General features: G+C 69.0%; 18 protein-coding genes, 1 tRNA gene and 2 riboswitches. Of the genes, 6 read left to right on the top strand and 13 right to left on the bottom strand.

Annotation, left to right across the window (positions count from 1 at the left end):
• The first annotated feature begins 57 nt into the window (after positions 1–57).
• Positions 58–798 (top strand): toxin glutamine deamidase domain-containing protein, encoded by a 741-nt coding sequence (locus ACFY2X_RS27610; protein WP_389943558.1) that lies wholly within the window; start codon positions 58–60, stop codon positions 796–798.
• Positions 795–1,064: a hypothetical protein gene (locus tag ACFY2X_RS27615; protein ID WP_389943197.1), complete on the top strand. Its 270-nt coding sequence runs from the start codon at positions 795–797 to the stop codon at positions 1,062–1,064. Before ACFY2X_RS27610 ends, ACFY2X_RS27615 begins: the two co-directional genes overlap by 4 nt.
• Before the next feature lie 99 nt (positions 1,065–1,163).
• Here ACFY2X_RS27615 and ACFY2X_RS27620 read toward each other — a convergent pair whose 3' ends face one another.
• The 4 genes from ACFY2X_RS27620 to ACFY2X_RS27635 all read right to left on the bottom strand — a co-directional run bounded on the left by ACFY2X_RS27620 (position 1,164) and on the right by ACFY2X_RS27635 (position 6,834).
• Complete coding sequence (locus ACFY2X_RS27620; protein ID WP_389943200.1) at positions 1,164–3,680, bottom strand: ABC transporter permease; 2,517 nt, start codon at positions 3,678–3,680, stop codon at positions 1,164–1,166.
• A gap of 1 nt (position 3,681) precedes the next feature.
• On the bottom strand, positions 3,682–4,452 hold the full coding sequence (locus ACFY2X_RS27625; RefSeq protein ID WP_389943203.1) for an ABC transporter ATP-binding protein: 771 nt from the start codon (positions 4,450–4,452) through the stop codon (positions 3,682–3,684).
• Between the two features lie 325 nt (positions 4,453–4,777).
• The gene (locus tag ACFY2X_RS27630) at positions 4,778–5,461 is read right to left on the bottom strand and encodes a response regulator (protein WP_389943206.1); all 684 of its coding nucleotides are present in this window, start codon (positions 5,459–5,461) and stop codon (positions 4,778–4,780) included.
• 173 nt (positions 5,462–5,634) lie between these two features.
• Positions 5,635–6,834, bottom strand: coding sequence for a sensor histidine kinase (locus ACFY2X_RS27635; protein ID WP_389943209.1), 1,200 nt, complete (start codon positions 6,832–6,834; stop codon positions 5,635–5,637).
• Between the two features lie 391 nt (positions 6,835–7,225).
• On the opposite strand from ACFY2X_RS27635, the gene ACFY2X_RS27640 reads away from it, so the two are divergent.
• Both ACFY2X_RS27640 and ACFY2X_RS27645 read left to right on the top strand, forming a co-directional pair.
• Positions 7,226–7,816: a hypothetical protein gene (locus tag ACFY2X_RS27640; RefSeq protein WP_389943212.1), complete on the top strand. Its 591-nt coding sequence runs from the start codon at positions 7,226–7,228 to the stop codon at positions 7,814–7,816.
• 127 nt (positions 7,817–7,943) lie between these two features.
• Complete coding sequence (locus tag ACFY2X_RS27645; RefSeq protein ID WP_389943215.1) at positions 7,944–8,687, top strand: SAM-dependent methyltransferase; 744 nt, start codon at positions 7,944–7,946, stop codon at positions 8,685–8,687.
• Between the two features lie 65 nt (positions 8,688–8,752).
• On the opposite strand, the gene ACFY2X_RS27650 is transcribed toward ACFY2X_RS27645, so the two are convergent.
• From ACFY2X_RS27650 to bcp, 3 genes are all read right to left on the bottom strand, one after another.
• Positions 8,753–8,983, bottom strand: a complete 231-nt coding sequence (locus ACFY2X_RS27650; RefSeq protein WP_389943218.1) for a hypothetical protein — start codon at positions 8,981–8,983, stop codon at positions 8,753–8,755.
• A gap of 37 nt (positions 8,984–9,020) precedes the next feature.
• Positions 9,021–9,093: transfer RNA gene (locus tag ACFY2X_RS27655), tRNA-Leu, on the bottom strand.
• 534 nt (positions 9,094–9,627) lie between these two features.
• Positions 9,628–10,092 (bottom strand): thioredoxin-dependent thiol peroxidase, encoded by a 465-nt coding sequence (bcp, locus tag ACFY2X_RS27660; protein WP_389943221.1) that lies wholly within the window; start codon positions 10,090–10,092, stop codon positions 9,628–9,630.
• A gap of 111 nt (positions 10,093–10,203) precedes the next feature.
• Between bcp and ACFY2X_RS27665 the strand changes: the two genes are divergently transcribed.
• Entirely contained in the window at positions 10,204–10,542 is a 339-nt protein-coding gene (locus tag ACFY2X_RS27665; RefSeq protein WP_389943224.1) for a DUF3618 domain-containing protein, read from the top strand.
• Positions 10,543–10,644: 102 nt separating this feature from the next.
• On the opposite strand, the gene ACFY2X_RS27670 is transcribed toward ACFY2X_RS27665, so the two are convergent.
• Positions 10,645–11,838 carry an amino acid deaminase/aldolase gene (locus ACFY2X_RS27670; protein ID WP_389943227.1) on the bottom strand — a complete coding sequence of 398 codons (1,194 nt, stop codon included), beginning with the start codon at positions 11,836–11,838 and terminating at the stop codon, positions 10,645–10,647.
• 181 nt (positions 11,839–12,019) lie between these two features.
• Between ACFY2X_RS27670 and ACFY2X_RS27675 the strand changes: the two genes are divergently transcribed.
• A complete protein-coding gene (locus tag ACFY2X_RS27675; RefSeq protein ID WP_389943229.1) occupies positions 12,020–12,607 on the top strand; it encodes a DUF6286 domain-containing protein in 588 nt (195 codons plus the stop codon).
• Positions 12,608–12,792: 185 nt separating this feature from the next.
• Here ACFY2X_RS27675 and ACFY2X_RS27680 read toward each other — a convergent pair whose 3' ends face one another.
• From ACFY2X_RS27680 to ACFY2X_RS27700, 5 genes are all read right to left on the bottom strand, one after another.
• The gene (locus ACFY2X_RS27680) at positions 12,793–14,490 is read right to left on the bottom strand and encodes a hypothetical protein (RefSeq protein WP_389943232.1); all 1,698 of its coding nucleotides are present in this window, start codon (positions 14,488–14,490) and stop codon (positions 12,793–12,795) included.
• 199 nt (positions 14,491–14,689) lie between these two features.
• Complete coding sequence (locus tag ACFY2X_RS27685; RefSeq protein WP_389943235.1) at positions 14,690–16,066, bottom strand: L-serine ammonia-lyase; 1,377 nt, start codon at positions 16,064–16,066, stop codon at positions 14,690–14,692.
• 77 nt (positions 16,067–16,143) lie between these two features.
• Positions 16,144–16,533 carry a glycine cleavage system protein GcvH gene (gene gcvH / locus ACFY2X_RS27690; RefSeq protein ID WP_389943238.1) on the bottom strand — a complete coding sequence of 130 codons (390 nt, stop codon included), beginning with the start codon at positions 16,531–16,533 and terminating at the stop codon, positions 16,144–16,146.
• Positions 16,530–17,618 (bottom strand): glycine cleavage system aminomethyltransferase GcvT, encoded by a 1,089-nt coding sequence (gene gcvT, locus ACFY2X_RS27695; RefSeq protein WP_389943240.1) that lies wholly within the window; start codon positions 17,616–17,618, stop codon positions 16,530–16,532. The genes gcvH and gcvT overlap by 4 nt, the downstream gene beginning before the upstream one ends.
• A 33-nt stretch (positions 17,619–17,651) precedes the next feature.
• Positions 17,652–17,746: riboswitch (glycine riboswitch) on the bottom strand.
• A riboswitch (glycine riboswitch) is annotated at positions 17,747–17,845 on the bottom strand.
• 67 nt (positions 17,846–17,912) lie between these two features.
• A complete protein-coding gene (locus ACFY2X_RS27700; protein WP_389943243.1) occupies positions 17,913–18,608 on the bottom strand; it encodes a gamma-glutamyl-gamma-aminobutyrate hydrolase family protein in 696 nt (231 codons plus the stop codon).
• Between the last annotated feature and the right edge of the window lie 9 nt (positions 18,609–18,617).

Consider the following 18,617-nt stretch of genomic DNA (forward strand, 5'->3'; position numbering starts at 1 on the left):
AGCGTCCGCCCTAGCATCGGGCCCGGAACGGGTGGCGAGGGGGACCGTGTGACTCAGATGTTCTTGCCCGAGGGGGTCTACAACCCCGTCGTGACCGCGGACGGGCAGCGGTGGCGGGACTTCGAACTGGAGGTTTCGGGGTCGGTCGTGGTGGCGGCGCCACGGCAGCCCGAGCGCGTGCGCTGGAGGCCGCTGCGCCTGGACCGGTGCAGGCCGTACGGCGTGGCCGGGGGGCTGGCGAGGCCTGACCCGCAGATCCAGGAGGACATGGTGCGGGCCGTGCCCGTGACGGAACAGGGGGTGCCACGGCGCTTCCCCGATCCGCGGGGCATGTGGATCAGAATGATCAATGGGGCCGGGGCCGCCGATGACCCGTTCCGGGCGACCAACGCGCTGGACTGCGCGCTGGCGGTGCTGTCCACCTGGTACGGCGCGCCGACGGTGGCCGCGCCTCGGCGGCCGGAGTACGACCGGGGCGGCAAGCCGCTGCTCACCGGCGAGGCCGGGGGAGTGGCCCGGGCCGAGCGGTGGCTGGGGCAGCGCTTCCAGTACGTGGGGCAGGGGCGGCACGCCTACGTCCCGATCGCCCAGGCGTTGCTGGCGGGAGGGCACGGCGCCGCCGCGATCATCATCAACCGCTGGCCGGCCGGTGGCAGCCACGCGTGGAACGCGGTGAACTCCAACGGAGAGGTGGTCTGGATCGACGCGCAGCGTGGTCACATGTCGGTCGAGCCGCCGTACGAGTCGGTGACCGGCGTCTTCTGTGTGGTGATCGACAGGGAGGGGCGGCGACTGTGAATCTCGACCAGGCCAGGGCCGTGGCCGAGGAGTACTTCAACGGCGTCCGCAGCCCCGGCTCCGCCGCGGAGATCCGGATATACACCTTCAGCGAGGGTTATGTCGCCTGGCCGAAGGAGCCCGAGGCCGACGACCCCAGCGTGCTGCCTGACACGGTCGGCGCCGGATGCGTGGTGATCGACAAGACCACGGGAGAACTCGCCATCCGGCCACTGCTCAACCCCGAGGCGGTGGCGGAACAGTGGCCGGGGCGCCGCCCCCGATAGAAGGCGCCCCGGCCACGGAGGGAGACCCGGCCGGGTGCCGATGAGCGGGCCCACACGAAGGGAAACCTGCCGGTCGCCGGTGAGCGGGCCCACCCCCGGTCAGCTGCCGGCGAGCGAGCCCACGATGGAGGCGCGTGCCGCCTTGCGGGCCGGGAGCACGGCGGCGACCACCCCGGCCAGGCCGGACAGCGCCACGAACGCGAGGATCTGCAGGACCGGAAGCTGGAACACGACGTCCTCCGTCATCGTCTGAGCCGCGGCCCAGCCGAACATGACGCCCAGCGTCACGCCGACCAGCGCGCCGATGAGGCCCAGGACCAGCGCCTCGACCGAGAGCATCCGCCGCAACTGGGGCCGGGTCAGGCCGAGCGCCCGCAGCAGCGCCGACTCGCGGGTCCGCTCATGAACCGACAGGGACAGCGTGTTGGCGATACCCAGCAGGGAGATGACGACCGCCAGCCCCAGCAGGCCGGTGACGATCATCAGCATCATGTCGAGCGCCTCGTCGAACTGGCCCCGGGCCTCCGTCGAACTGGCGACCTTGGCCGTCGGGTACGGCTGAGCCGCCGCCTCGACCACCTTACGAGCCTTGCCGGGGTCGACGCCGTCCTTGGCGTTGACCAGCACCCGGCTGTCGTCGAGCGCACCGAAGTAGCGCTCGAACTCCTTGTCCGGCACGGTCACCCCGGGCAGGCTGGTGCTGTCGGAGTCGAAGGTGGACACGATGGTGAGCTCGACCGCGCCCGCCTTGGCCGTCCGCACCTGGAGCCGGTCACCGGCCTTGACCCCGAGTTCCTCGACGACGTAGTCGGCGACGATCGCGGTGCCCGGCTTGAGGAGGTCGATCGAACCCGTGGTGAGCTCGGGTTTGAAGTCCGCGGGCGCGGTGAACGTTCCGACCTCGTACTCGCCGTCCCCGTTCCCGACCTTGGCCAGGGTCTTGCGGAACGCGGCGACCGAGGTCAGCTCGGGCCTGGTCCGCAGGTCCTCGGCCAGCGCGCGAGGCAGGCTGGAATCGTGGGCCTGCGCCTGGATCATGTAGTCGACCGGGAACTGCTCGTCGAGCTTCAGGGCGTAGGTCACCCGTATGGTGCCGGTGAGGACGGCGATGAGCGTCATCAGCGTCACGCCCACGGTGAGTGCCACGGTGGTGGTGGCCGACCGCTTGGGATTGCGCTGGGAGTTGTCCACGGCGAGTTTGCCGGGCACTCCGAAAAGCCTGGCGGGCAGCCAGCCCGCGAAGGCGCTGAGCGGCTTGACGATCACCGGGCCGAGGATCAGCACCGCGAGGAAGACGAGCGAGCCGCCCGCCATCACCACTATGAGCGCGGCCTGCCCGGGCTCCATGCTCACCCCGGCCACCGTGGCGCCCGCACCCGCGACCAGGAACAGCGCCGCGAAGATCACCCGGATCACGCCGGCCCTGAACGTGCGCTCCTCGATCTGCGAACGCAGCGCCGCGATCGGCGCCACCCTCGTCGCCGACCGCGCGGGCATCAGCGCCGCGCCCATCGTGACGACAAGGCCGACCAGCATGCCGAGACCGATCGTGCGCGGCGTCAGGGCAGCGGTCGCGGCGGGCAGCGGCGCGCCGACCGCGGTGAGCACGGCCATCGCTCCCGTGCCCAGGCCGTAGCCCAGCAGCAGGCCCAGCGACGACGACAGCAGGCCGACCACGGCGGACTCCAGCACGATGGACCCGAACACCTGCCCGCGGGTCGCGCCGATGCAGCGCAGCAGCGCCATCTCACGGGTCCGCTGGGCGACCAGGATGTTGAAGGTGTTGTAGATGACCAGTGCGGCCACGAACATCGCCACCAGGCCGAACAACAGCAGGCCTATGGTGAGGAACTCGGTGTCGGCGCCGTTGGCCTTGACCATCTCGTCGGCGTACTGCTCGCCGGTCACGACCTTGTAATCCTGCCCCAGGGCCGTGGCGACCGACCCGCGCAGTGTCTCCTGCGTCACGCCTTCGGCGGCCACGACGTCGACCTCCCGGAAACCCTTCTCCCCGGTCATCGTCCGGGCCATGCCGGTGGTGAAACCGACCGCGCCGGTGTAGGAGAGTTCCTGATTGAGGCCGACGTCGAACAGGCCCACCAGCGTGAACTCGTGCTTGGCGTTCTTGGAGTCCAGCACCGTGACGGTGTCGCCCACCTTGAAGCCGCGGGTCTTGGCGGTGTTCTCGTCGAGTACGGCCTGCGCCGCGGTCTTCGGCGCCGAACCGCTGGTGATCGGGATGCGGTTGAGCGAGCCCTCGGGGATGGAGACGCCGGCCGTGGGATAGTCTCCCGCGGCCTTGCCGTCCTTGCCGACCAGGGCGGACGTGCCCTGCACGAGCCCCTGCGCGTCGGCGACCCCGTCGATGGAGCGGATCCTCTCCAACGTGGCGTCGGAGACGCTCGGCGCCGTGCGAGCCTTGTCGGTCATCTCGGGCATCACGGCGACGTCGATCTTGTCGGCCGCCGCGGCGAACTTCTCGGTGAAGCCCGCCTCCATGGTGTCGGTGAGCACGAACGTGCCGGCGATGAAACCCACCCCCAGCGCGATCGCCAGGGAGGTGAGCAGCAGACGCAGCTTGTGCGCCCGCAGACCGGCCAGAGTCGTCCTGAACAACTCAGGCCTCCAGCTTCATCAGCGTGTCGAGCACGGTCTGCGGGGTCGGCTGGAAGATCTCGCTGACCAGCAGGCCGTCGCGGAGGAACACCACGCGGTCGGAGTAGGAGGCCGCGACCGGGTCATGGGTGACCATCACGATGGTCTGGCCGAGCTCACGCACCGACGTGCGCAGGAAGGACAGCACCTCGGCGCCGCTGCGGGAGTCAAGGTTGCCGGTCGGTTCGTCGGCGAAGATGACCTGAGGCTTGCTGATCAGAGCGCGGGCCACCGCGACCCGCTGCTGCTGGCCGCCCGACAGCTCGGACGGCTTGTGGCCGAGGCGGTCACGCAGGCCCACGGTCTCCACGACCCGGTCGAACAGATCCTGGTCGGCCTGCCGCCCGGCGATCTCCAGCGGGAGCCGGATGTTCTGCTCGGCGGTCAGCGTCGGCAACAGGTTGAAAGCCTGGAAGATGAAGCCGATCCGCTCGCGGCGGAGCATGGTGAGCTGTTTGTCGCCCAGCCCGGTGAGCTCCACGTCACCGATGTGCACCTGCCCGCCGCTGACCGTGTCCAGCCCGGCCAGGCAGTGCATCAGCGTGGACTTGCCGGACCCGGAGGGCCCCATGATCGCGGTGAAGGCGCCCGTCGCGAAGGAGATGTCCACCCCCCGAAGGGCGTGCACGGCCGCGTCCCCCTGGCCGTACATCTTGGTCAGCCCCCTGGCCACCACGGCAGCCGCAGCATCTCCCCGCGCGCTCCACGCGCCGACCTCTCCGGTGACGGTCACGTCAACTCTCCTCGGCAACATATGCGTTATGACGAGATAGACGCTATTGCCGGGGGAAACGCCTGCCATCGGGCGAGAGAACGGACTTCGCTTCCACCTCAGGGCGTCTCCCAAAGGATCACTCCTACCTGCGGAGTAACCCCGTCTCGGTCATTCGGCCGAGACGGGCGAGACCCCTGAAGTGGGCGAGACCCCTGAGGCGGACTGAACCCCTGAGGCGGACCGGACCTCTGAGGCGGACCGGACCACCGGAAAACCGGTCAAGCCCCGCTCCGGGACGCGCGGAACGCGCCGGAGATCCCGGGCGACGGCCACACGGAGCCGCCTAACCGGCCGAATGAGGGGTGACGAGACCGGTCTCATAGGCGTACATCACCACCTGAGCCCGATCCCGCAGATCCAGTTTGGCCAGGATCCGGCCCAGATGCGTCTTGACCGTCGCCTCGGCCAGATCCAGCCGACCGGCGATCTCCATGTTCGACAGACCCCGCGCCACCAGCACCAGCACCTCCCGTTCCCGCGCGGTCAGCCCGCTGAGCGCCACCGGCTCGGCCGCGCCCGGCGACGGAAGATGAACGGCGAAGCGCTCCAGCAACCTCCGCGTCGTGCTCGGCGCCACCACCGAGTCTCCGCTGTGCACCGAGCGGATCGCGCTGACCAGATCCGAAGGCGGCACATCCTTCAGCAGGAACCCCGAAGCACCCGCCTTCAACGCGGCGAACGCGTATTCGTCCAGGTCGAACGTGGTCAAGATCAGCACGCGGGGGCCCTGGGCGGCGGCACAGATCAGCCGGGTCGCCTCCACCCCGTCCATGACCGGCATCCGCACGTCCATCAGCACGACGTCGACCTCGGTCGTCCGCGTCAGCTCGACCGCCACGGCTCCGTCGCCCGCCTCCGCGACGACCTCGATGTCCGGTTGCGCGTCGAGCACCATGCGGAACCCGGCCCGTAACAGCTTCTGATCGTCCACCAGCATCACGCGAATCGCCGACCGCTCATCGCCCATACGACCTCCTCAGCCAACGACTCGTCATCGTGTTGTCCATCGGTCGCCCGCCGCTCCGCTCACTGCGTCGGGCTCGCTTGCTGTGCTCATTGGTCGCTCGCCGCTCCTCGTTCGCTTCGCCGACGGCCTCGTTCCTCGGCCGGCGGCTCCGCTCACTGCGTCGGGCTCGCTCGTCACGCGGCCCGGCTCGCTCCGGTCTCGCCTATCGGCAGCCGCACGGTCACCTGGAACCCTCCGCCCGGTCGAGGTACGGCCTCGACGCTCCCGCCGAACATGGCGACCCGCTCCCGCATGCCGACCAGGCCGTGCCCGTCCGGGCTCCGGGGCGCCGCGGCACCGCGACCGTCGTCGGTCACACGCAAAAGCAGCTCGCGCGAGCCGTACTCCATCTCGACCGCGGCGCTGCTGCCGGGGCCGCCATGTTTGAGGGTATTGGTCAGCGCCTCCTGGATGATCCGGTACACCGTCAGCTGCTCCCCTCCGGGGAGTTCCTTCACGGCGCCGGTGATCCGAAGGTCGACGGGCAGCCCGGAAGCACGCACATGGTCCATCAGCTCGCCCAGCTGCGACAGGCTCGGCTGCGGAGCGTAGTCTTCGGTGCCCCCGTCGGTCCGCAGCACACCGACCATCCTGCGCATTTCGGCCAGAGCCTGCCGGCCCGTGACGGAGATGGTCTCCATGGCCTTGCGCGCCTGCTCGGGATTGCTGTTGATCGCGTAGCTCGCCCCGTCAGCCTGGACGATGATCACACTCACGTTGTGCGCGACCACGTCGTGCAGCTCACGGGCGATCCTGGTCCGCTCGGCCGCAGCGGCCAGCCGAGCCTGCTGGTCACGCTCATGCTCGGCCCGCTCGGCCCGCTCCTCCAGGCTCTCCAGATAGCGGCGGCGGGTGTTGGCGTAGATCCCCGTGATCCACACCGTGACGACGAACACCGAAGTCGTGATGAAAGGCCCGGGTTCCGGATCCGTTGTGATCCGCCCGAAGGAAAGGGCGAGTCCCAGCTCGGCGACCATGAGCGCGGCGACCGCCCAGCGCAGCAGGCAGCGCGACGCCACGCCGTACATGGCGATGAGCACGGACACATTGAAGACGAGGGGCTGAACGCCGATGAGCCACTGGCCGAAACTCGTCAGCGAGACGATCGCGAACACCGTGAGAGGACATTTCCGCAGCCACAACAGCGGAACGGTCAGCACCAGGCCGAGCCCCAGGAACCCCCATGGACCGATGTTCAGACCACCCCAGGGAGAGCCACCGGAGTCGACGATGACCAGTATGTTGACCAGCGAGATCAGCAGGAACGGCGCCAGCCACAGGGCGTCCACGATCCTGGGATGGCGCCGACTCCAGGCGCGTAGTCTGCCGAACACATCACCACAATACGTATGCGCAGATCACCGCCTTTCCCCCTCAAGGGGGAGGGCAGGCTACGACTCAGGTCGCACATCGTGTACGGCTTACGCGCTCTTTACGGCCTGTTGGGCACCATGGTTTCCGGGAGCACCCTCCGGGGTGAGTAAAGGGAGATTGTTTGTGATGGCGGATCACAACAACGCCGGGTCGCGCGACGAAGAGGACGCGTCGCGCGATCCGGCAACCCATAACGGCGGCACCCGAGGGCTCCCCACCTGAAACCCGCGGCCCGTCCCCTCAGGTTATTCTCTTTATATCGGCGTTATGTCGGCCCTGGGCCGCCGCACGGCCACCCTTCGGCGACCCCGGAGCGAAGGGGGAACGCCCGTGCATGCCAAACAACGCGTCATGCTGCTGGGCCCGGCGATCCTTACCGGCCTGGTCCTCGGGACGCCGCAGGCCTCTCAGGCCTCGGCCACTCCAAGCCTCGCGAAGACGACGATGGCCGCGGCCTCGCAACAGGCGACCGTCACCGCCGCCCCGCATCGCTGCATATGGCGCAACGGCCGCTTCTGCTGCAGGAGACACGGCCACTGGGTATGCGTGAGCAGATGGTGGAGGAACCAGCCGAACTGCTGGTGGTGCTCGCATCGGCGGCACCACAGGTTCTTCGACCGCCACCACTTCTTCGACCACCACAACCGAGACCACTTCAAGAAGAACTTCAAGTTCAAGAAGGACTTCAACTCGGACAGATTCCGCGGGAACTTCAAGCCGGATCGGTCGTGGAGAAGCTTCAAGTCGGACCGATCATGGGGAGACCACGGTTCGGGAGGCCTGGGAGGAGGCAGGGAGTTCAGGTGGGACGATAACTCGGGCGGCAGAAGTTTCGGCGGCGGTGGGTTCGGCGGCGGAGGCTTCGGTGGTGGAGGCTTCGGCGGCGGAGGCTTCGGTGGTGGAGGCTTCGGCGGTGGAGGTGGTGGAGGCTTCGGAGGCTGATGAAGGCCGCCTGGCCGGTCGAGCGGTTCGGCCGTTCTCGGAGGTCCCGCCGGTGACGATCCGTCGCCTTTCGACCGTCGCTTTTACCGAGTGGCATACGGTGCCGCCCATCGACATACTTGGCCCGATGGACCGTCAGTTAATCAGTCACATCGCCCATCTTGACCACCCGATCGCCGCACCGGTGAGCGAGACACATCTGGAACGCCTCCTCACCCGGGCGAAGCTCCCCGCCGGGGCGCGGATCCTCGACCTCGGGTGTGGCGAGGCGGCCTGGACATTGCGGGCACTGGAGCTCTACCCGGAGGCGACGGCAGACGGGGTGGACATCTCCCGGCAGGGCCTGACGTCGGCACGCGAAGACGCCGACCGCCGCGGACTCGCGGATCGGATCCGGCTTCATGACATCTCGGCCACCGACTTCACCTCCGCAGAGCTGTACGACCTCGTGCTCTGCGTGGGCGCCACTCACGCGTTCGGCGGATTGAAGCCGACCCTGGACGGCGTGCGCCGCCACCTGCGCCCCGGAGGACTCGCGCTGGTAGGCGAGGGCTTCTGGGAGACACCCCCAACGCCAGAGGTGCTTGCCAGACTCGGCGCCGAACCCGACGAATACGCCGACCTCTCCGGAACGGTGACCCTCGTCGAGAGCGCCGGATACGCCACGGTCTACGCCCACACCAGTGAACGCGCCGAATGGGATGAATACGAATGGTCCTGGACCGGGACCCTCATCAACTGGGCCCTGGACCACCCCGGCCCCGACGGTGACGCGGCTCTGGCCGCCGCCCACGAGCACCGCGACATGTGGCTGAACGGCTACCGCGACATCCTGGGCTTCGTCACCCTCCTACTGCGCCGCACCGACTGAATCCGGCTCGACAGCCGGTTCGGCCGCATGCCGGCCCTTTTCGCACGCGGCCGACCGGCTGTATCTCATCGTGACGGTTCGTCGGCCCCGTCCCTCGTGGTGAGGTCCCATGGCCTGGCGCCTTCGCTCATGCTTCGCTCGCCGAAGGCGGCAGCATGGTCCTCTTCGAGGCTGGATTCGCGCAGCAACCGAATCGCTTTACGTATCGCAGCGGACCTCGACCGGGCGCGTTTCTGGTTCACATAGTCTTCGACAAAGAATGCGTCCTGGCTCGACAGGGTTACGCTGACGGTCACGGACCTGAGGTCAATCGCGTAATTCCTTGTTTTTTTGTGGGGCCGATGGGATTCGAACCCATACTGTGCGCCACCTAAAGACGCTGCCTCTGCCTTTGGGCTACGGCCCCTGCTCTTCCCCGCGAAATTCTCTGTCTGTGAATGGCAATTTGGACAAAGAAAGCGCAGGTTCTCTTTTCTGTTGTCCAGCCAGTTTCCGTTGATGTGATCAACGTGCAGAGTCAGGCCTTGCCCTAGCCAGACGCCCTCGATCCTACAGCCAGCGCACTGGTATGGCATCCCGGTTGAGATCAGGCTCCGTCTGAGCTGCTCAGGCTTTGGTCGTGGGCTTCCCTCAGGCCGTACGGCGAGGACCTGTTCCGGTCGGCGGCGTCTCGGCGACGGCCGCCCCTTGTTGGGGGAGACTCTGCGGAAATGCGACGTGTCGACCCCGAAGTGCTTCAGGCGGCGGCTGATGTGGGCGTGGGAGCCGCCGGTCCATTTCACGCCGAGGTGGCGGAGGACGTCGGCGATGCTGAAGGAGTTCGCCGCCGCCTCGGCCAATATTTCGGGGGTGTACTTCGTTGGCATGCCCCAAGGTTACGTAATGGATACGACAATTCTTGGGGCATGTGCAGGCCGCATTAAATGGCGAAACAGGGCATTTAGTCGACGCCGAGTTCGCGGCGGAGGCGGGCGACGTGGCCGGTGGCCTTCACGTTGTAGAGGGCTTTTTCGATCTTGCCGTCGGGGTCGATGACGAAGGTGGAGCGCAGGACTCCGACGGTGGTCTTGCCGTACATCATCTTCTCTCCGTGGGCGCCGTAGGCCTTGTGGACCTCCAGACCGGGGTCGGACAGGAGGGGGAAGGTCAGGGCGTCGCGCTCGGTGAACTGGGCGAGCTTGGCCGGGGTGTCCTTCGACACACCGAGGACGACGAAGCCCGCGGCGGTCAGGGAGGCCAGGCTGTCGCGGAAGTCGCAGGCCTGCTTGGTGCAGCCGGGGGTCATCGCGGCGGGGTAGAAGTAGAGGATGACGCGCTTTCCGCGGTAGGTGTCCAGTGACACGGTGGTGCCGTCGGCGGCGGGGAGCGTGAAGTCCGGGGCGGCGTCGCCGGGCTCGAGTTTCATGTGGTTCCTCCGAGGAATCGTTCCCAGGTCAACTTACCGGGGTGGCCGAAGTGCCGTGAGTGGGCCGGACCTGACAGACTGATCAATGGCAGGGGCGATGAGAGGAGAGCCATGGCGGATACCGATCCCGCGGAGCTGGAGCGGCGGATCGAGCGGACCCGCGCGGAGTTGGCCCAGACGGTTGACGCCATCGCCGATCGGGTGAGTCCGAAGAACGTCGCTCGGCGGACCGTCGCCAGGGCCGAGTCGAACGCGAAGCAGTTCTTGGTCTCCATCGGGGACAAGATCGGTGATGTGGTGGGCGGCGCGCCACGGGAGGCCCGGTTCGGGGACGAACCCGAGGATCTGTGGGCGGAGGAGCAGCCGAACCTGGCGCCGCTCCTGATCGGCGTGGGGACGATTCTGGCGGTCAGCGCGGTGGTCATGCTTTGGCGGCGCCGGCGCAGGTGACGTCGGTCACCGGCGACGCTGGCCGCCGGTGACACTGGCCGCCGGTGTCCGCGGAGCCGGGAAGCGCGCGGGCGGGAGGGACGCGAGGAGGCCGGGGGTGTTCTAGAGGAACGTCCGGCCTTCGCCTCTGTAGGTGGGGACTTCCTCCACGATCTCGTCGCCGTCGATCAGATGCAGGCTCGCGAAGCGTTCGCAGAGTTCGCCCGCCTTGGCGTGACGGAACCAGACGCGGTCGCCGACGCGCAGGTCATCGGTCGCCTGGCCGAGGAGCGGGGTCTGTACCTCGCCGGCGCCTTCGTCGGGGTCGTAGCGTAGCCCGCAGGGCAGGTAGGGCTGGGGGAGGCGATCCGCTCCCGGGGCGCCCGAGGCGTGGTAGCCGCCGCCGAGGACGGTGATGACGCCGGGGGCGGGGCGCCGGACGACGGGAAGGGCGAACAGGGCCGCGGGGCGGCCGGTGAAGCCCCGGTAGAAGTCGAACAGGCGGGGGTGGAAGAAGCCCGATCCCGCGGCGACCTCGGTGATGGCTTTCTCGCGGACGGTCTTCTCGATGCTTCCGGTGCCGCCGCCGTTGACGAATTCCAGGTCGGTGATCTGGGTGACGGCCTGGACGACGCGGCCCCTGCGTGCGATGAGCTCGCGCCGGGACTGGGCCTGCATCCAGCGGATCGCCTGTGTGAAGGCGAGGTTGCCGGGCGGGTTGTCGCCCACGCCGGCGATCTGGGCCTCGTAGGCCATCACGCCGACCAGGCGGAAGCCGGGTCGTTTGGCGATGTCGGCGGCCAGGTCGGCGGCCTGGTCGGCCTCGCGGATGGGGGAGCGGCGGGCGCCCGCCCGGAATTTTCCGCCGAGGGCGACGAAACCCGCATCGATGTCCAGACATATCCGGATCTCGCGGCGGTCGCGAACGTCGGCGATCGCCGAGTCGATGAAGTCCAGGTGCTCGGCCCGGTCCACCATCACCGTGATCTCCTGCGCCGCGCGGGTGTCGGCGGCCAGTTCGGCGAGCGCGGCGCGGTCCGTGGTCGGGTACGCGACGAGCACGTCCCGCAGCCCGGTGGAGACCAGCCAGAGGGCCTCGGGCAGGGTGAAGGCCATGATCCCGGCGAAGCCGTCCATGGCGAGGATCCGCTCCAGGACGGGGCGGGATCGGATCGACTTGCTGGCGACCCTGATGGGTTTGCCGTGGGCTCGCTGGATCATGCCGGAGGCATTTGAGCGCAGGGCTGCCAGGTCGAGAATGGCGAAGGGGGGGTCCAGGTGCGCGGTGGCCCGATCGTAGCGCCGACGGTCGTCCATGACGGCAGGATAGCTCGACCCGACCGAATGTGAGAAGTGTTCATGTTAATGTCCCGGCGGTAAATTCTCCCGCCAGGACGATCCCAAGATCGTGAAAGTAACTGATTTGGCCTCACACGGGTGGGACAGGCCGCGTAAACCTGACCGGGTGATGAGTACTCTCCAGGACATTCTCGCCGGTGTGGGAGGCACAACGGCCGGGGAACACCTGCACGCGGTGCGCCGCAGGTCGTTGCGGCTGCTGAAACCCGCCAGAACCCCGGCCGGGGTGGTGGCCGCCCTGGCGGTGACCCTCGTGCTGTCGGCCGCGGCCGTGGTGGCGGTGGGCCTGGTGACGGGCCTGCCGTTCGGGCGGGTGCCGTACCGGAAGCTCGTCGCCGGGATCGGCGGCTGGACCTGGTCGGACCCCGACACGCTCGCCGTGGCGCTGGTCGTGCTGGGAACCGGTGCCCTGCTGCTCGCGCTCGCGGTGACGCCGGGGCGGACCCGGCTGGTGCCGCTGGAGTCCTCGGACCCCGAAACGGTGATCGGCCTGACGCGGGCCGGGCTCCGCCGTACACTGCGGGCGGCGGCCGAGTCGGTGGACGAGGTCAGTGGCGCGCGGGTCCGCCTGGGCTGGCGGAACGTCGAGGTCACGGTGTTCAGCGACGCGGACCGGACCGGGCAGCTGCTGCGCGAGGTGGGCACGGTGGTGGGTGACCGGCTGGCGGGCCTGGGCGCGATGTGCACGGGCGAGGTCGTGGTACGGCTGCGCAGGCGGGGGATCTGATGAAGGCGTATTTGGGCAACCGGATCGGCCTGGCCGCCACCGGGACGGTGCTGACCGGGGCCGGGCTCTATGCCGTCCTGCGAGGACAGGGCAAGCTCCCCCAGCCGCGCGGAGACCGGATCCTGAACCGGGGGCTTCCCGGCTACCTGGCCGAGCATTCGTGGGTGGGGTGGCTGGCCGCGCTGCTACTGGTGTTGCTGGCGCTCATGGCGCTCCGGTGGCTGCTGCGCGCCCTGGGGTGGGGCCGATGCGGGAGCCGGAGCGCGACGGGCACCGCGATGCTCGGTGTCGCGCTTAAAGAAGTCGAAGGGCTCGGCCGCATCCGGGTGAGGTCCGTCAACGGCGACCGGTTGCGGGTCGCGGTGAACTGCGGGCCCACCACCGACCTGGCCAAACTCGTGGCGCGGATGAACAAGGACGCCGTCGGCAAGGTTCGCAGGACGGTCGGCGACGACGAGCTCGGGGCGGTCGTCCGCCTGCACGTCCAGGGGCGCTGACCGCCGCCGGACGCCGAAGGCCAGCCCGGCGGCCAGGCAGGCCAGCGGGAGGGCGGGCACCACGTAGCGGTGGTCGAAGGCCGCGATGAACGGCGGCAGGACCAGCAGCATGGTCCCCGCGGCCCACGGCATCAGCACGTCGCCGCCGAGCCGCCGCCAGCGGAGCAGGACGCCGGCGAGCCCGATCAGCAGGATCGCCGCGATGAACGGGCCTCGGACGAAGCCGTACTGCTGGTAGGCGCGCAGCCAGCCGGCGTAGGGGTCGACCAGGAAGGGCGCGCCGGAGGCGCCCTGGTAGGCCAGCGTCAGCTCCTCGGCGGTCTTCCCCTGGGAGGCGGCCCCCTTGGGGAAGGGCTTGGCCACCTCGGGGAAGATGTAGGCGCTCTGCGGGCCGGGAGTGGGATAGACCCGGCGGGTCCAGTCGAAGATGTGGCCCACGTCCACCAGGCCCGCGCGGAGGAAGTCGAGGGGCTGCGCCTTGATGGCCTGGGTGGCGAAGTCACCGGCGAGCCTGTCGCGTTCGGCCCACGTGCCCTTGAACTTGTTCAGCGGCGACCGGCCGTCCCAGATGTAGACCGGCGGGGCCTTGCGCTCGCTGACCGGTTCGGCAGGGCAGAGCACGGCCTCGGGCCCGGCGGGCTTGATCTTCTCGCAGTCGGCGAAGGTGAGGGTGCGCGCCCACAGGAAGGCGTTGCCCCGGGTCAGCCCGTAGGTGCCGTACTCGGACCTGAACCAGGTGGCATAGGCGCCCAGGCCGATCGCGCCGGCCAGTGCGGTGGCGGTGACCGCCTTCCAACCGGCCCGGCGGACCACCATGCAGACGAGCACCACGGCGATCAGCGGCAGCCCGATCGTCCGGGTGACGGTCGCCGCGACCAGCAGGAATCCGGCGAGCAGGGCGACCCACACCGGCGGCCGCCCCCGCCGCAGCAGCAGCGTGACCGCCAGCACCGCCAGGAACTCCAGCAGCAGGTCGGCCATGACGAGGTGTTCGAGCTGGATCTGGTGGACGTCCAGCAGCACCGGCAGCGCGGCGAGCGTCGCGCCCCAGCCGGGCAGCCCGCCCAGGCGGCGCAGCAGGAGATAGACGCAGGCGGCCGTGGCGAGCCCGAGCAGGTGCTGGACCACGACCACGGCCTGGATGCTGGACAGCGGCCCCAGTGCCCACAGGAACAGCGAGTAGCCCGAGGGCCGGGACTCCAGGGGGCGGGGATCGAGTCCCGCGTTGAGGTAGACGAAGGAGTCGGCCCAGAACCACAGGGCCGGCCGGTAGCCGAGCACGGCCAGGGCCCTGAGCCCGCCACCGGCCAGCAGGGCCGCGAGGAAGAGCCAGTGCGCGCGGATGAAGCGAAGGAAGCTGCTCGCCGGGCGTGCTCCCGTTGACACCAGAACCTCCTGACTTTCCGCGACAAGGCCATCCAGCATAGGCATGAGGCCGGGTGGTTCTGCAGGGAAAGCAGGGAAAAGCGAAGTTCGTGTTGATTCACCCCTCCGCGTCGCCCGGCAGATTCCGGCGTGCCGGGACGGCATGCCGGAATCTGCCCAGGTCACGCGGCATGGGAGATCTGAAAGAGGGACGGGGCGGTCAGCACTCGATGACGTTCACGGCGAGGCCGCCGCGGCTGGTCTCCTTGTATTTGTCGAGCATGTCCCGGCCGGTGTCACGCATCGTCTTGATGGCCTTGTCCAGGGAGACGAAGTGGCGGCCGTCGCCGCGCAGCGCGATCCGGGCCGCGGTGATGGCCTTGATCGAGGCCACCGCGTTGCGCTCGATGCACGGGATCTGGACCAGTCCGCCGATCGGGTCGCAGGTCAGGCCCAGGTTGTGCTCGATGCCGATCTCGGCGGCGTTCTCCACCTGCTCCGGGGTGCCGCCCAGCACCTCGGTGAGCCCGGCGGCGGCCATCGAGCAGGCCGAGCCGACCTCGCCCTGGCAGCCGACCTCGGCGCCGGAGATGGAGGCGTTCTCCTTGAACAGCACGCCGATCGCCCCGGCGGTCAGCAGGAAGCGGACCACGCCGTCGTCGTCGGCCTTGGGAGTGAACCGGTCGTAGTAGGTGAGCACGGCCGGGATGATGCCCGCGGCGCCGTTGGTCGGGGCCGTGACGATCCGGCCGCCGGCCGCGTTCTCCTCGTTCACCGCGAGGGCGTACAGCGAGACCCAGTCCATCGCCTGGAGCGGGTCCTTCTCGGGGGCCTCGCTCTGCAGCCGCCGGTAGAGCTGGTGAGCCCGGCGCCTGACCTTCAGCCCGCCGGGCAGCACGCCCTCCTTGGCGGTGCCGCGCCGTACGCAGTCGCTCATGACCCGCCAGAGGTTCAGCAGCCCGTCGCGGATCTCCTGCTCCGAGCGGCCGAAGGCCTTCTCGTTCTCCAGCATCAGCCCAGAGATCGACAGGCCGGTCTCGGAGCAGTGGTTCAGCAGCTCGGCGGCCGTCGTGAAGGCGTACGGCAGGGCGGTGTCGTCCGGCTTGATCCGATCGGCGCCGGTGGCGTTCTCGTCGACGACGAAGCCGCCGCCCACCGAGTAGTAGACCTTCTCGCGGAGCGGTTCGCCCCCCTCGGCGAAGGCGGTGAAGCGCATGCCGTTGGGATGGTGCGGCAGTGAGATCTTGCGTTCGAAGACGAGGTCCTCGCCGACCACGAAGGGAATCTCGTGGGAGCCGTGCAGGAGGACCGTCCCGGAGGCGCGCATGGCGGCCAGCCGGTCGTCGATGGTGTCGACGTCCACGAGTTCGGGCTTCTCGCCCGACAGGCCGAGCAGAACGGCCTTGTCGCTGCCATGGCCTTTGCCGGTCAGCCCGAGTGAGCCGTACAGGATCACCTCGACCCTGGCGGTCTTCTCCAGAAGCCCGTCCTGTGCGAGACCTCGGGAGAACTTGTGCGCGGCGGCCATGGGTCCGCCGGTGTGCGAGCTGGACGGGCCAATTCCGATCTTGAAGAGATCGAAGACGCTGATGGCCATTGATCTGCTCCTGCCTTCACATCGCCGTGATCATGCGTGCCGGGCGGCACGCATGATCACGGCACAAGGGGGAAATCTTAGGAGTCGCCCGAAGTGAGCGCGGCGTACTCCTCGGGGGAGAGCAGGTCGTCGGCGTCGCCCTCAAGGCGGACGCGGAACAGCCAGCCGTCACCGTAGGGGTCGCTGTTGACCAGCGACGGGTCGTCCACGACTGCCTGGTTGACCTCGATGATCTCGCCGCCCACCGGGGAGAAGATGTCGCTCACCGACTTGGTCGACTCGACCTCGCCGACCGCGTCGCCGGTGGCGACCGCCGAGCCGACCTCAGGGACCTGCACGTAGACCACGTCACCCAGCGCGTCGGCGGCGTAGGCGGTGATGCCCACGGTGAGGGTCAGGCCGTCGTCGACGCCCGAGATCCACTCGTGTTCCTTGGTGTACTGCAGGTCCTCGGGAATGCTGCTCACTTTTTCCTCCTGTAGAAAGGCAGGTCCATGACGTCGACCGGCTCGTGGCTACCCCGGATGTCCACGGCCAGACCCGTGGACAGGCCATTGTCCACGTAAGCCATGGCAATGGGCTTGCCCAGTGTCTGGGAGGGCGCTCCGCTGGTGACCTCTCCGACGATGGTGCCGTCGCCGGAGACCACCGGATACCCGTGCCGGGGCACCCTGCGGCCGGTCGCGATCAGTCCTACCAGGCGACGGGCAGGCGGGACGTCCTTGATCGGTTCCAGGGCGGCCCGGCCGACGAAGTCGCCCGGCTTGTCAAACCTCACCACACGGCCCAGCCCCGCGTCGAACGGAGTGAGATCCGTGGACAGTTCGTTTCCGTAGAGCGGCATGCCCGCCTCCAGGCGGAGGGTGTCGCGTGCGGACAGCCCCACCGGGATCAGGCCGTACGGCTCGCCGGCCTTGGTGAGCGCCTCCCAGAGGGGTTCGGCGTCGTCGGCGGCGATGAACAGCTCGAAGCCGTCCTCGCCGGTGTATCCGGTGCGGGCGACCAGGGCCTGGCGGCCGGCCACGGTGGCGGGCAGGCCCGCGTAGTACTTGAGCCCGTCGAGGTCGGCGTCGGTGAGCTCGCCCAGGATCGCGCGGGCCTGCGGGCCCTGGACCGCGATCAGCGCGTACTGCTCGGAGCGGTCGTCCACCACGGCGTCGAAGGATCCGGCGCGCTCGGTGAGCTCGGCGGCCACCCGGGGGTAGTTGGAGGCGTTGGCGACGACCATGAACTCGTCGTCGGCCAGGCGGTAGACGATCAGGTCGTCCAGCACGCCGCCCTCGGGATTGACGATCATCGTGTAGCGGGCGCGGCCCGGCTCCAGGGCGGAGAGGTAGCCGACCAGCGCGTAGTCGAGAGCTTCGGCGGCCTGCGGGCCGGTCACGAAGATCTCGCCCATGTGGGACAGGTCGAACAGGCCCGCCGCCTGGCGGACCGCGTTGTGCTCGGTGGATTCGCTGCCATAGCGGAGCGGCATCAGCCAGCCAGCGAAGTCGGTCAATGTCGCGCCGAAGGCCTCGTGGACGCCGCGTAGCGGCGTAGGTCGGGACATGTTCGCACCTTAAACAAGGGTCAGATGAGAGCATCCTCCCCCTCTGTCATCGATGCCTGAGAGCTTCGCCCGGTTTTTGCCGGACTTTCACCTTCGGCGAGGCCGTGGGGCCTGCTTTCCAGAGGTCACCTACCCGTACGGTCCTTTACCTTGAGAGGTTCGCGGGGAGGGCTTGCTCCTTCAGGGGTCCTGGCCTGGATGTCAGGACGCTCTCCCGCACGGGGTTGGTCGGTGTCGCTGCCAGCCTAACCGCCCGCGCGGGCCGAGCGAAATCCCCTTGGCCTCGCATCCTGCTCAGGAACGGCTCTGCCGGACCAGCGCCTCGAACAGGGCGCCCTCGTCGTCGGCCTCGGGGTGCCACTGGACCGCGAGGGCGAACGGGTGGTTCTCCAGCTCCACGGCCTCGATCGTGCCGTCCTCGGCGTGGGCGGTCACGGTCAGGCCCGCGCCCAGCCGGTCGATGGCCTGGTGGTGGTAGTGGGCGACGTCCACGGTCTCGGAGTTGAAAACCTTGGCGGTCCGGCTGCCGGAGGCGAGCCGTACCGGCATCCGGCCGAAGTGGCCGGGGGCGGGGGCGTGGCCGCGGTGGCCGACCGTGTCGGGCAGGTGCTGCCGCAGGCTGCCCCCGAGGGAGACGTTCAGGACCTGCAGGCCCCGGCAGACCCCCAGGAACGGGATGCCCCGCTCCAGCGCCGCCCGGACCAGCTCGAACTCGGCGTCGTCGCGGAACTGGCGGATGTAGCCGGTCTGCTCGTGCGGGGCCTGGCCGTACCGCGCCGGATCGATGTCTCCGCCGCCGGCCAGGATCAGCCCATCCAGGCGCCCCACCAGCGTGGCGGGCTCACCCGCCGGAGGCAGGATCACCGGCTGCCCGCCCGCGCGGGCCACATGGTCGATGTAGTTGTACGGCAGGAGCGCGGTGGTCATCTCCCAGACGGTGAACTTGGCGGGTTCGACGTAGCAGGTGATGCCGATGACGGGACGGGACATGATCTCTTT

This window comes from Streptosporangium sp. NPDC000396, assembly GCF_042898655.1.
Taxonomy (GTDB): domain Bacteria; phylum Actinomycetota; class Actinomycetes; order Streptosporangiales; family Streptosporangiaceae; genus Streptosporangium.

What these genes read in the sequence shown, in the direction of transcription:
- bcp (WP_389943221.1), bottom strand. Translation starts at nt 10,092, where the DNA reads ATGAAACTCGAGCCCGGCGACGCCGCCCCGGACTTCACGCTCCCCGCC.
- ACFY2X_RS27670 (WP_389943227.1), bottom strand. Translation starts at nt 11,838, where the DNA reads ATGGACGACCGTCGGCGCTACGATCGGGCCACCGCGCACCTGGACCCC.
- ACFY2X_RS27640 (WP_389943212.1), top strand. Translation starts at nt 7,226, where the DNA reads ATGCTGCTGGGCCCGGCGATCCTTACCGGCCTGGTCCTCGGGACGCCG.
- ACFY2X_RS27700 (WP_389943243.1), bottom strand. Translation starts at nt 18,608, where the DNA reads ATGTCCCGTCCCGTCATCGGCATCACCTGCTACGTCGAACCCGCCAAG.
- ACFY2X_RS27610 (WP_389943558.1), top strand. Translation starts at nt 58, where the DNA reads ATGTTCTTGCCCGAGGGGGTCTACAACCCCGTCGTGACCGCGGACGGG.
- gcvT (WP_389943240.1), bottom strand. Translation starts at nt 17,618, where the DNA reads ATGTCCCGACCTACGCCGCTACGCGGCGTCCACGAGGCCTTCGGCGCG.
- ACFY2X_RS27665 (WP_389943224.1), top strand. Translation starts at nt 10,204, where the DNA reads ATGGCGGATACCGATCCCGCGGAGCTGGAGCGGCGGATCGAGCGGACC.
- ACFY2X_RS27645 (WP_389943215.1), top strand. Translation starts at nt 7,944, where the DNA reads ATGGACCGTCAGTTAATCAGTCACATCGCCCATCTTGACCACCCGATC.
- ACFY2X_RS27630 (WP_389943206.1), bottom strand. Translation starts at nt 5,461, where the DNA reads ATGGGCGATGAGCGGTCGGCGATTCGCGTGATGCTGGTGGACGATCAG.
- ACFY2X_RS27685 (WP_389943235.1), bottom strand. Translation starts at nt 16,066, where the DNA reads ATGGCCATCAGCGTCTTCGATCTCTTCAAGATCGGAATTGGCCCGTCC.